This is a genomic window from Candidatus Zixiibacteriota bacterium, from assembly GCA_016933955.1.
Lineage (GTDB): Bacteria > Zixibacteria > MSB-5A5 > GN15 > PGXB01 > JAFGTT01.
In genome coordinates, this window is the sequence record JAFGTT010000022.1 from 21,926 (window position 1) to 34,051 (window position 12,126).

Here is a 12,126-nt window from a genome sequence, read left to right on the forward strand (position 1 = left end):
ATAAGGTTATATAAGCGCAAGAATCAATATACATCTGGATGGATATAAACAAAACTGTAACCGTGGTCAATGCTCGGGTTTCTCTTCAAAACCGATAAAAAAGCACAGTCCCCCGGATCCGGGTCAATCTTCGTCAAGTGACTCCTGGATTTTCCGAACGAATTCTTTGCCGCCTATTACGGTGATCACCACCGTCAAAACACCCAGTGTAATAATAATAGTGGCAAATCCGATCAGGACAATCTCCCTGGCAATGTTCAATTCAATCAGGGACATGGTCGAAAATAAGAAAAGCAGCATGGCTTTCGAGAATCTGGCTACCAGGGTCGGGCGAGGAACATTCTCCCGTCGCAAAGCCCGAAGCATGGACCGTGATGCCCAGAAAGACCCGCTGTCCTCATATTCCTTAACCCAGATAACCGGGCCTTTAACATTTTCTGTTATGGCCTGCGAAAGTGATTTACCCAGAAGCAATTCGATTAAATCACCCGTCCTACCACCCATTAAGACCAGATCAACCCCGATGGCCTGTGCCATAATGGCCCGATAGATATCTTTTTCGAGAATGATCTTCAGCTCCGCCGAAGGGCTGTTTTCCGCAATTATCTGTTTGACCTGGTCAATCCGTTCGGTTTTTTTGTTTTCCGCAATATCCGGCCCAAGGACCAGGGCTATTTTGAGGCGGGCATGAAAATACTCGGCTAATGCCGGAGCAATCTCGGTCGCCAAACGGGTGTGAATATCCCCCCCAAAAGGTATAAGGTATAAGGATACTATTAATTCGGCGGTGCTCAAAATCACCATGAGGGACGGCTACTTCACTGGGCGATTTTTGAAGAACCGTATCGATCAATGATGAAAATAAGCGATCCATGAAATTGGGTTGCTTCTGGCGGCCGATCAGGATGAAATTGCAGTTTTCTTCGATGGCCGTTTCGACAATACCCAGCGAAATTCGATGCGATACTTCAATAACAGAGCGGGCCGGAATATCATACTCCTCAGCCAGAGTTTCGGCTTTATCAAACATCGGTCGTACCCGCGCCGCTTCATCAAGCCCCGCCATCAATTTTTGATCTTCCCGGACTTCAATGACATGCAGGGAAATTATGGTCGCATGGTGTTTCTTGGCGATGGCAATGGCCAGATGCGTCAGGCTTTCAACGGTGTCGGGGTTGGAAAGACCGACCAGAATGCTGTAATCCTTGCGTTCTATCCGATCCAGCGCCTTGATCTTGCGGATATGCTCCACTTCTCTTTTCGAGGAATAGGTTTTGTATGTCAGAAGCCACACCCCGTCGGCCAGCAGTTTCTGATGACCCAGAAAACCCCACTGAGGCAGAGTTATCCCAAGTTCGTTGAAAACGAATTTAAAATAGGCTCAGAAACCAAGCGCGTAAAGACTGCATGCAACGGCGTGCGCGAACCAGCTCATCCATCCGGATATAAATCCGTTCCACCATGGCAGACCCTCTTTAACCCATAAATAGCCGCCACCGGCATCATGATAACATGAACCAAGTTCAGCATATGACATGGCTGTCAATAGCGCCACCAGACCATTAAGGATAAAGGTTATCAATAATGCGGGGCCGGCAACGCCGGCGGCAATGCCGATCAAGACGAAAATTCCGGCTCCGATCATGGCCCCCATGCCAATCAAAGCGGCGTCTATAAGGGTCATTTCCCGGCTGAGGCGGACCTCCGTATCAAATTTCCTTGTAGAGGCTTTTCCCATATATACCGTTGCCGGGTTTTCAGCCTTGACAAGACAGGTAAGACATATTTTATCGCATCAAGGGCGGCGATGGAGCCGCCCGCAAAGTCGATCACCTGGCCAAAATCATAAATGACCTTACCATACTTAGAAATTATAATGACGGCTATAATATGGAACATCTCAAATACCTTTTCCTTCTACTGTCATCATTTTGGTCGATGCCCATGTCCCGATGCACTGTGACCTCGGTGATGATTCTCCCGGATCAAGACAGCCATCATCGGGGAAACCGTCGGGGGGAAGATAGTAAGGGGAACCGTACATTCGAAAATAGAAACCATGTAGAAAGAGGCCTGTTCACCGGTAGCCATTGCCAAACACATTCCGGGTCTGGATCACCAGCACTAATACGGACAATCGACCCACGCATCCGAATTGGTAACTTTTGATATTAACAATAAAGATCACATCAAAGAGATTAAGACCTGCTCGTTTGACGATGACGACCTGATGGAATATATGATCGAAATCTGTATCGAATCCAAACAGCGAAGTCTGGAGATTTTTTCTCCGGCCGATTCGGATAAGATCGATGATAATAAACTGAAGATTCTAACCCGCGGAATATTCGCCGATGCGATCGGAAATCTGATCTTCATCCGGGTCTGTATCCGGTCATGTTAAATGCGCGATAATTGAAGCGAGCGGGATTTTTTGGCCAAAAGAGCCGGAGGGAAAGTCAAAAACAATATCAAATCCGTTCGGGAGACGTAATGTTGATGGCGGACCGGATAGCCGCCGAAGATCACCAATTTCGCTTGACGAAAGACGGATTTTGGGTATATTGACTTTTCTATATTTGATTGAGAAGGTAATGGAAATATGAAAAGAACATTTCAGCCGTCCAACAGAAAAAAACTGAACGACCACGGCTTCAGAAAAAGAAATTCGACCCGCGGGGGCAAACTGGTTCTGGCCAGAAGGCGGGCCAAAGGCAGAAAAAGACTGACCGTTTCGGTCAAAAAGAAAAAATAGGTTGCCCCGCCACAGCCTGAAAGGCAGGAAGCTGATTCGGGACCTGCTGGAGAATTCCCGGCGAGTCTCATCCGACCGATTGACTCTTCATTATCAGATCGGATTGCAGGAGGCCGGCGATGATTACCTGGTGGCTTTCCTTATTCCGGGCCGGGCCGGTAAGGCTGTTCAGCGGAATCGAATTAAACGCTGGTTGCGTGAGGATTTCCGGGATCTGCAAAAACAAAGGAAAGTTAACGGCGGTTTTATAGTCAGATTCAAAAGCATGGCGGAGAATGCCGATCACCCGGAACTCTCCGGCGAATTGGCAAAGCTGTACAGCGCGATTATGCCCAATGAATAATCTTAAAATTCCCATATTCAGTTATCCGCTGATTATTCTTATTAAAATTTACCGGCTTACCCTGGCGCCGATAATCGGCAATCAGTGCCGTTTTTATCCCACCTGCTCCCATTATGCCGAGGAAGCTCTCAGGCAGTATGGCCCGATTCGCGGATCAATTATGGGCATAAAAAGGATTTTCCGCTGCCATCCCTGGCACGAAGGCGGCTATGACCCGGTTCCGGAAAGAACCAAACAGTAAATAAATGGAGTAATGTTTTGGACAAAAGAACGATAATTGTGATTATTCTCCTGGGGGCCTTGGTGATTTTCTGGTTCCCAATCATGCAGGGACTGGGTCTGATGGAAAAACGGCAGGCGCCGCCCCCGACAACCAGCCAGCCAACCGAACAGGTCGAACCGATCCATGATACTCCGGAACCGGAGCTTGATCAGCAATTATCCGAAACCATGGCGACTGAAACCGAAACGACTCCTCAAATCCGGCAGGCATCTATTGACACTGCCACCCAAGTGCCAGAGGATACAATCTTTATCGAAACCAATGTCTTTCAGGTGGTCATGTCCAATCATGGCGGGGCACCGATATCCATCAAGCTCAAAGATTATCAATATGCCTGGGATTCATCGCGGATTGAGATGTTGCCGGACAACAAAATGGCCTCGCCGGAAATTAAATTTAATGGCGGTCAGATCAACGCCAATAAATTTGTATATACCCCCTCAAGGCCCGACCGCAAACGTTTGATAACAAGCGGAAGTGTCGACGTAACATATACATATAACGATAATTCGGGGACCTCGGTTGTTAAAAGATACCGCTTTTATGCCGATCGGTATGATTTCGATCTGATAGTCGAAGTGAAAAACCCGGAGAATTTAAATCTCAATCGCAAATACTCCCTGGAATGGAATAATAAACTGGGACCCACCGAATTGTATCTACAGGATGATTATAACTCCATGTGGGCTATGGCAATGGAGGGAAACGAGCGGGTCAAACTCGATGATTATAAAGACAATATGTTCAGCCGGATGGATGATGGGGTAACCAGTTGGATCGCATCACGGTCCAAATATTTCTCGGTTATTTTACTTCCCCGTTCACGGTCTGCGGCCGGCGCCAAAGCCTCCGGGATTAAATTCGAGCATTTTGCGGATAATCAGAAAGTCAATGCCCGAAAACTGGCCATCGGATTGGTTATGGAGCCGCCGCGTGATTCGGCCATGGTCGACAGTTTCACCGTCTATGTTGGCCCGATGGACTATGAGCTTTTAAAAGAGGTCAACAGTGATGTGGTTGATGTGATCGATATCGGCACCACCCCCTTTGTTGGATGGATAATAAAAATATTCGCCATTCCGATCATATGGCTGTTGCCAAGGATGTATGCCGTCATTCCCAATTACGGGTTTGTCATTATTATTTTCTCCTTGATTATAAAGCTTATCACCTGGCCGTTGACCAAGAAAACTGTTCGCTCGATGGCGGCCATGAAAGATTTACAGCCGAAAATGGAGGAATTGAAACAAAAGCACAAAAATAATCCTCAGGCTTTAAACCGGGAGATGATGAAGCTGTACAAGGAGATGGGTATAAATCCTCTTTCCGGGTGTTTGCCCTATCTGCCGCAGATGCCTCTCTTTTTCGCGCTTTTTGCGGTCTTCCGCTCGACCATTCTGCTTCGCCAAGCTCCCTTTATATTGTGGTGGAATGATCTTTCCCGGGGAGCTCTCTCCTTCACCGATCCCTATATTATCCTGGTAATTTTGATGGCGGGGCTGATGTTTGTCCAGCAGAAGATGACCATGACTGATCCCAAGAATAAGGCTTTGATTTATGTAATGCCCCTCATGATGGGATTCTTTTTCTACAAGGCCTCGGCCGGTCTGGTCCTGTACTGGACCTGTTTTTCCCTGTTTTCTTTCCTGGAGCAGGTGCTTTTCAAAAAAAGCCGGTCGGCTGAAAAAGCCGTCCCGGCGGTAAAATAGCCTGACCATGAAAAAAAAAAGACCATTGTTGATTTCGGCCGCGAAACTATCGCGGCCATAATTACCCCGCCCGGCGAGGGCGGGATCGGGGCGATTCGTATCGCCGGCCCCGGTTCTCAGAAAATAATCGATAAGATATTCCGACCTGCTCACGATAACCGCTTTGCACCGGAACCGTTCCGTATGTACCATGGTCATATAATAAACAAATCAAGCGATGTTGTTGACGAAGTGACAACGGTGTTCATGCCAGCCGGACGCTCCTACACCGGTCAGGATCAGGCGGAAATCTTCTGTCATGGCGGGCAATATGTTCTGAAACGAATCCTGGCGGTTATCTTTGATCATGACGTTCGCCCGGCCGAACCGGGCGAATTCACCCGTCGTGCTTTTCTGGCCGGTCGGATTGATCTGACCCGGGCCGAGGCTGTGGCCGATCTAATTGCTTCCAAAACCGAATTTGCCTATAGCGCCGCTCGACACAACCTGCTGGGTTTTTATTCCGAGCGTCTCAACAATCTCCGAACCAGAATTATTGCTCTCCTTTCCGAAATGGAAGCGGCTCTCGACTTCCCCGAAGAGGATTTCGAAACAACCGATCGGGATAGACAGATACAGGCCTTGAAGGAAATTATTAATGAAATTAAAAGCCTCTCAGAATCATATCGATCTGGAAAAATAATCAGAGAGGGTTACCATATAGCCATAGCGGGTCGACCCAATGCCGGAAAATCATCGCTTTTTAATCTTCTGCTAAATCAAAACCGAGCCATTATTGCTCCCACTCCAGGAACCACCCGGGATTACCTGACCGAGTGGATTGATTTGGGTGGAGTCGCTGTTGCCATAACTGACACGGCTGGACTGCGCGGGCGGGCCGGTCTGATCGAAAAAGCCGGCCAGGAAACGGCCAGAAGGATATTAAAGGACGCCGATCTGGTTATCTGGATTGTAGATATAGCTCGTAGGAGATGGCGCGAGGAACTCGCCGGAGATCTTGATGAAATCCCATTCTCAAAAGATATATTAATAGCTATCAACAAGATAGATAAACGACAGGGTTTTATTAATGATATTGAAGGAGCGGTGGCGATTTCATGTCGGAATAAAACAGGATTGAGTCATCTGAAAAAAACTCTTTTGAACGGTATTAATATCGATATGCCGGATTTAACCGATCGCCTGGTGGTAACCTCGGAAAGGCATAGGAAAAAACTGGATAATTGTCTGAAATTTCTTAAAAAGGCCGAAAAAGGTTTTAAAAATATTATCCCGCCGGAATTGATCGTATCAGAATTACGATCGGGTATAAATGAAATTGACGAGATAACCGGCAGGATATATAATGAGGAAATTCTGGAGCAAATTTTTTCGAGGTTTTGTATCGGGAAATAGGCGTTGTTTCACGTGAAGCATTTTGATTTTGACATTATTGTGGTTGGCGGCGGACATGCCGGGGTTGAAGCGGCCCTGGCCGGGTCGCGAATGGGCAAAACGGTCGGGCTGATTACCATGGATAAGAACAAATTAGCCCTGATGTCCTGCAACCCGGCTATTGGCGGGTTGGGCAAATCGCAGATTGTGGCCGAAATCGACTCCCTGGGCGGCCTTATGGGGCAGGCCATTGATGCCACCGGAATCCAGTTTCGTAAACTTAACCTCTCCCGAGGTCCAGCGGTCTGGGCTACCCGGGCCCAGGCGGATCGGATCAAATATACTCAATATGTTTCGGATTTTGTCAAAGCCGATCCCAATGTGACCATAATCGAGGATATTGCTTCGGCTCTTGTTTCCAAGGGCGATCGTGTTATCGGAATCGAAACCGAATCGGGCCGGAAATATTTCTCCGGAGCGGTAATCCTCTGCACCGGGACTTTTCTGGGCGGATTGATACATATTGGTGAAAAGCAAATTAAAGCCGGTCGGGTGGGTGAACCGGCCGCCTACGGATTGACCGAATCGCTTAAAGCTCATGGATTTGAAGTCGGCCGCCTGAAAACCGGAACCCCGCCGCGGCTCAATGGCAGGAGTATCGATTTTACTCGTTGCGAGATTCAGCCGGGGATGGAACCGATCCCGTTTTTCTCATACAAAACTCATCCTTATCACATTAATCAGGTGCCCTGTTATCTAACCTATACCAATGACCGCACTCGCGAAATAATCTCCAGAAACATGCTTCGCTCGCCGATGTTTTCCGGGCAAATACATTCGGTTGGACCGCGCTATTGCCCGTCAATTGAGGACAAAATCTATCGCTTCAGCGAAAAACCGAGACATCAGATTTTCCTGGAACCGGAGGGCAATGGAACCGATGAAATCTACCCCAATGGTTTCTCGACTTCTCTTCCCGAGGAAGTTCAGCACGAGGCCATCCGAACCATTGCGGGTCTGGAAGAAGCCACTATCACCAGGCCGGGGTATGCCATTGAGTATGATTATTGTCCCGCCTATCAACTCAAACCGACCCTGGAATCGAAACAACTGGAGAATCTTTTTATGGCCGGCCAGATCAACGGGACTTCGGGCTATGAAGAAGCCGGGGGGCTGGGTTTGATGGCGGCCATTAACGCTGTCCTGAAGATTGATAACCATCCGCCATTTATAATCGACAGGGCTGATGCCTACCTTGGCGTAATGATTGATGATATAATAACTCATTCAACTACAGAACCTTACCGCATGTTCACTTCTCGCGCCGAATACCGCTTGAGGCTCCGTGAGGATAATGCCCGGGATCGTCTGTTTCCTAATGCGCATCAGCTGGGACTGATTCCTGAGTCTGATTATGAGGACTTTATCAGGCTCAGGGAAATCACCGATCGGGAGATTCGACGTCTCAAACGAACCACTGTGGCTGTTTCAAAACTGGATGGGTTATCGCACCATTTTGTCCGGCGGGAAACTATCTCTCTGGCCGATCTGCTGAAAGTCCCTGGAGTAACCTATAGTGAGATAGAACCGTTAGACAGCGGCGGAAATGAATTGATATCGGAACAAGTAAAAGAGCGGGCGGCTGTCAGTATCAAATATGCCGGTTATATCAAAAAGCAGGAGCGCGAGGTCGAGAAATTCCGCCGTCTGGAAAACGAACTGATTCCCGATGCTCTGGTTTATCGGCAATTGAACGGTTTGCGCAATGAGGCAAAAGAAAAATTTGAGAAAATAAGACCCCGATCACTGGGCCAGGCCGGCCGGATCGAAGGTGTTACAACCGGAGATATTGCGGCTCTTTCGATTCATGTCAGGAAATTCCGGATAACCCAGTCCAGACCATCAGCGACCAACCAATGATACATCTTTCCGAAGACAACGCCGGTATTCCGTTTTATCATTCGCGGGAAATTATTTCCAGATATAGGCTTGACGAAATCATTCCGGAATATATCCGGACCGTCCTTGATTTTAACAAGTATGTCAATATTGTTTCACGTGAAACAACCCCGGTCAATCTGGTTCGTCTGGCGGCCGACTGTCTGATTCCATTTGATATCCTCGGCAGGCCCGAAGGCAGGTTCTTTGATATTGGCTCCGGCGGGGGATTGCCCGGCCTTATTCTGCTTCTGACCCACCCCCATCTTGAGGCTGTCTTAATCGAAAGAACAGGAAAAAAGGCGACCTTTCTCCGCGATGCAATCAAGCATTTTGACCTTAAAGCCCGGGTGATAGAGAAGGATTTTATTGAAGCGGCCGGTCAAATGGATCCCGGTTCCTTTCCCCTGGGAACGATGAAGCTGGTTCGCCTGGATTTGAAAATACTCGGCCGGGCGATTAGTCTCCTCAAACCATCCGGGAATTTTATCTACTATGCCGATTTTGATTCGGCCGCGATCAAAATCCCGCCCGGTTTTAGGGCTGGCTCCCACCGATATTATCTGGATGATAATAAACAACTTCGCACCTTCACTATCTTTTCGGCCGAGGCTTGATTTTTTCCTTGCAAAAGGTGTTTTAACATCGTAATCTCTTGTCGTAAAACTGAGTAGAATTAAGAATACAGAGGTATAAGTGGCGAAAATTATCGCTGTGGCCAATCAAAAAGGAGGGGTGGGCAAAACCACCACCGCCATCAATCTGTCCTCCTGCCTGGCAGTGGCCGAAAAAAAGACGCTTTTGATAGATATTGACCCGCAGGCCAATGCCACCTCGGGAGTCGGGCTCGAAAAGACCCGGATCGAAGCCGGGATCTATGATACTCTGATCCGCCGTAAAAATCTTGCCGATGTCATATTATCGACGGATTTGTCCTCATTAAACGTCGCCCCGTCGTCGATCGCCCTGGTCGGCGCCGAGGTCGAGATGGTCGGCATGATTTCCCGTGAAAAAATCCTGGCCGGGGTCATTGCTCCAATAGTGGATAAATATGACTATATTATTATCGACTGCCCGCCGTCGCTCGGCCTGCTGACGCTCAATGCCCTGACCGCGGCCCATTCGGTCATGATCCCCATCCAGTGCGAGTATTATGCTCTGGAGGGTTTGGGTCAGTTGCTCCATACCATCAAGTTGGTACAGAGCAGTCTTAACCCGGCGCTCGAAATAGAGGGCGTCCTGCTGACCATGTACGATCGGCGGCTCAATCTTTCGAGGCAGGTGGCCGATGAGGCCCGCAAATTTTTCAACAACCGGGTGTATGATACAATAATAAACCGCAATGTTCGTCTTTCGGAAGCACCGAGCTTCGGGAAGCCGATTATCCTGTACGATATTCTTTCCAGCGGTGCAGAAAATTACATGGCTTTGACCAAGGAGGTATTAAGCCGATGAGTGGCAAAATTGTCCTGGGGCGCGGGCTGGAAGCCCTTATTCCGAGCCAGCGGGAAGAGGAGAAAAGTCCCGGCGGCGCGAAATATATCAACCTGCCGCTGACCGTGATCTCGCCCAATCCGATGCAGCCCCGACAGGACTTTGATGATAGCAGTCTGGGAGAACTGGCCGAATCGTTTAAAAGCCAGGGAGTCCTGCAACCCATCCTGGTGAAAAGCGCCGACCAGGGTTATATCCTGATCGCCGGCGAACGCCGTTACCGGGCAGCTCATATCGCCGGTCTGGACAGAATTCCCGCGATCGTGATCGAGGAAAAAGACGAGTCCGAGATGCTCCAGATGGCGTTAGTGGAAAATCTTCAGCGCGAGGATTTAAATCCTCTCGAAACCGCCGAAGCCTTCCGGCATCTGATGGATGAAGCCGGCCTGACCCAGAACCAGCTGGCCGTGGTAGTCGGCAAAAGCCGCGCCGCTGTTGCCAATATGCTTCGTCTGCTGGGATTGCCGGACAAGATCAAGCATATGATCCGTGAGGGTAAACTGAGCGAGGGCCACGCTCGTGCCATTCTGGCTGTTGATGGCGAGCTGTCGCAGGTGCGTCTGGCCGAGCGGATCGTTTCGGAAAATATGTCGGTTCGTTCCGCCGAGGATACCGCCCGTAAGGGTAAACGGCGGAAACTGGTGCCCAAAAGAAAAGTGCCGGCCTTAGTCGAGGCTGAAAATTATTTGAAACAGCTTCTCGGAACGGCGGTAAAAATAACCACACGCCTGAAACGCGGTAAAATTGAAATAGAGTTCTACGGCGAGGAAGATCTGGACCGTCTTCTGGAGCTGTTCAGGAAGATTAATTGAATCGAGTTTGACTAATGGCCAAATATTTCAGTCTGATGATTGTCCCCGACGGTGTCGAGAGTCCGTTCGGGATTAAAATGCGCGCCTGGCTGTTTAAAACGCTGGTAGTGCTGGCGATTCTCTTTGTCATCGCGGTTATTTTGTTCTTTTCATTTTATGGAAAGATTATAGCTCGCGCCGCTTTGGCCGATAGATTAGAAAAAGAAAACGAGGATTTGAAAAGATACAAGTACAAGGTGGGGTTACTCGAAGAAAAAATGAATGATACCCGCGAAATCGTCGGCCGGATATCACAACTGGCCGGAGTCGATATCGAACTTCCGGAACTGCCGTCGGATTCGGTCCTCTTTGCAAGCTTCGAGAAAACTCCCCCGGCCATAATGACCCGATCGGTGGCCGCCGGCGATGGTCGTCCGGACGGTCTGCCTCTTCAGGGCTATATGACCAGGGGATTTCGCGATGATTCGGCGGGATACCACCCCGGCATCGATATCGCCGCCACGATCGGCACCCCGGTTCTGGCGACCGCATCGGGAACGGTGACCTTCGCAGGCGAGGATTCCGTGTATGGCCTGATAGTCATTATCGAGCATGATGACGGTATCTCGACCCTGTACGGTCACAATAGTGAAATTTTGGTCGAAGAAGGCAGCGAGGTTTTGGTCGGAGGACGGATTGCTCTCTCGGGCAATACCGGTAAATCGACGGCACCGCACCTGCACTATGAAATAAGGGAAAATAATCAACCGGTAAACCCTTTAAAATATATCAGCTATGATGAAGAATCCCATGAGCAAAAATGAAGGTGGAGTAATGAACACAATCATCGGTAAGGACGCCGTTTTTACCGGAACCCTCGACATCAAGGGATCAGTGCGTGTCGATGGGACCGTTAAAGGCAAAATCGTATGTTCCGACACCGTGACCGTTGGTTCCGGCGGGCTGGTCGAGGCCGATATTGAGGCCCAGATCGCTGTAGTAGCCGGAAAACTGGTCGGCAATGTAGTCGCCAATGAAAAAGTCGAACTTCAGGCTAAATCAGATATTGAAGGCGATATCAAGACCAAATCGCTGGTGGTGGAACAGGGTGCGATATTTTGCGGCGGTTGCCAGATGAAGGAAGGGAGATCTAATCTCGGCTTTATTCCTCCCGAGGAGAAAAAAGACTCTCTTATTGTCAAAGATAAGCCCAAAGAGGAAATTAAGAAGTAAGTCTGGACGGACAGGCTTCAATATGTGGACAACTCCGCGATTTTGTGGATAGCCAACAATCCTATTGAAAGAGTGAGGCTTGCATCATTTTTTTAAAGCCCTAATTTGGTGGCTTTTCCACAACTCATCCTCTCTTTTGGACTTATGATAATTATTAAGGTTCCCTTGAAATTTCTCGGGGGCCGAATCCTGTAACGGCCGCTCTG

Annotated in this window: 15 protein-coding genes; 12 read left to right on the top strand and 3 right to left on the bottom strand. The window is 48.8% G+C overall.

The annotated features are described in order from the left end of the window. Positions 1-123: 123 nt before the first annotated feature. The 3 genes from JXQ28_07755 to JXQ28_07765 all read right to left on the bottom strand — a co-directional run bounded on the left by JXQ28_07755 (position 124) and on the right by JXQ28_07765 (position 1,684). Positions 124-729, bottom strand: a complete 606-nt coding sequence (locus JXQ28_07755; protein ID MBN2277624.1) for a hypothetical protein — start codon at positions 727-729, stop codon at positions 124-126. Then, positions 620-1,294, bottom strand: coding sequence for a universal stress protein (locus JXQ28_07760; GenBank protein ID MBN2277625.1), 675 nt, complete (start codon positions 1,292-1,294; stop codon positions 620-622). Before JXQ28_07760 ends, JXQ28_07755 begins: the two co-directional genes overlap by 110 nt. Before the next feature lie 87 nt (positions 1,295-1,381). After that, positions 1,382-1,684: an amino acid permease gene (locus JXQ28_07765; GenBank protein ID MBN2277626.1), complete on the bottom strand. Its 303-nt coding sequence runs from the start codon at positions 1,682-1,684 to the stop codon at positions 1,382-1,384. A gap of 555 nt (positions 1,685-2,239) precedes the next feature. Between JXQ28_07765 and JXQ28_07770 the strand changes: the two genes are divergently transcribed. From JXQ28_07770 to JXQ28_07825, 12 genes are all read left to right on the top strand, one after another. Continuing rightward, positions 2,240-2,404 carry a hypothetical protein gene (locus JXQ28_07770; GenBank protein MBN2277627.1) on the top strand — a complete coding sequence of 55 codons (165 nt, stop codon included), beginning with the start codon at positions 2,240-2,242 and terminating at the stop codon, positions 2,402-2,404. A 198-nt stretch (positions 2,405-2,602) separates the two neighbouring features. Further along, positions 2,603-2,755: a 50S ribosomal protein L34 gene (rpmH, locus tag JXQ28_07775; protein ID MBN2277628.1), complete on the top strand. Its 153-nt coding sequence runs from the start codon at positions 2,603-2,605 to the stop codon at positions 2,753-2,755. A gap of 1 nt (position 2,756) precedes the next feature. Beyond that, complete coding sequence (locus JXQ28_07780) at positions 2,757-3,098, top strand: ribonuclease P protein component (GenBank protein ID MBN2277629.1); 342 nt, start codon at positions 2,757-2,759, stop codon at positions 3,096-3,098. Then, positions 3,091-3,339 carry a membrane protein insertion efficiency factor YidD gene (gene yidD, locus JXQ28_07785; GenBank protein ID MBN2277630.1) on the top strand — a complete coding sequence of 83 codons (249 nt, stop codon included), beginning with the start codon at positions 3,091-3,093 and terminating at the stop codon, positions 3,337-3,339. The genes JXQ28_07780 and yidD overlap by 8 nt, the downstream gene beginning before the upstream one ends. Before the next feature lie 17 nt (positions 3,340-3,356). After that, positions 3,357-5,090 (top strand): membrane protein insertase YidC, encoded by a 1,734-nt coding sequence (yidC, locus tag JXQ28_07790; GenBank protein ID MBN2277631.1) that lies wholly within the window; start codon positions 3,357-3,359, stop codon positions 5,088-5,090. Positions 5,091-5,114: 24 nt separating this feature from the next. After that, a complete protein-coding gene (mnmE, locus tag JXQ28_07795) occupies positions 5,115-6,485 on the top strand; it encodes a tRNA uridine-5-carboxymethylaminomethyl(34) synthesis GTPase MnmE (GenBank protein ID MBN2277632.1) in 1,371 nt (456 codons plus the stop codon). A gap of 12 nt (positions 6,486-6,497) precedes the next feature. Continuing rightward, on the top strand, positions 6,498-8,384 hold the full coding sequence (mnmG, locus tag JXQ28_07800; GenBank protein ID MBN2277633.1) for a tRNA uridine-5-carboxymethylaminomethyl(34) synthesis enzyme MnmG: 1,887 nt from the start codon (positions 6,498-6,500) through the stop codon (positions 8,382-8,384). Continuing rightward, positions 8,381-9,019, top strand: coding sequence for a class I SAM-dependent methyltransferase (locus JXQ28_07805; protein MBN2277634.1), 639 nt, complete (start codon positions 8,381-8,383; stop codon positions 9,017-9,019). The genes mnmG and JXQ28_07805 overlap by 4 nt, the downstream gene beginning before the upstream one ends. 79 nt (positions 9,020-9,098) lie before the next feature. Beyond that, positions 9,099-9,857, top strand: a complete 759-nt coding sequence (locus JXQ28_07810) for a ParA family protein (protein MBN2277635.1) — start codon at positions 9,099-9,101, stop codon at positions 9,855-9,857. After that, positions 9,854-10,708 carry a ParB/RepB/Spo0J family partition protein gene (locus tag JXQ28_07815; GenBank protein MBN2277636.1) on the top strand — a complete coding sequence of 285 codons (855 nt, stop codon included), beginning with the start codon at positions 9,854-9,856 and terminating at the stop codon, positions 10,706-10,708. Before JXQ28_07810 ends, JXQ28_07815 begins: the two co-directional genes overlap by 4 nt. A gap of 14 nt (positions 10,709-10,722) precedes the next feature. Beyond that, positions 10,723-11,511: a M23 family metallopeptidase gene (locus JXQ28_07820; GenBank protein MBN2277637.1), complete on the top strand. Its 789-nt coding sequence runs from the start codon at positions 10,723-10,725 to the stop codon at positions 11,509-11,511. A 10-nt stretch (positions 11,512-11,521) separates the two neighbouring features. Further along, on the top strand, positions 11,522-11,920 hold the full coding sequence (locus JXQ28_07825) for a polymer-forming cytoskeletal protein (GenBank protein MBN2277638.1): 399 nt from the start codon (positions 11,522-11,524) through the stop codon (positions 11,918-11,920). The last annotated feature ends 206 nt before the right edge of the window (positions 11,921-12,126 follow it).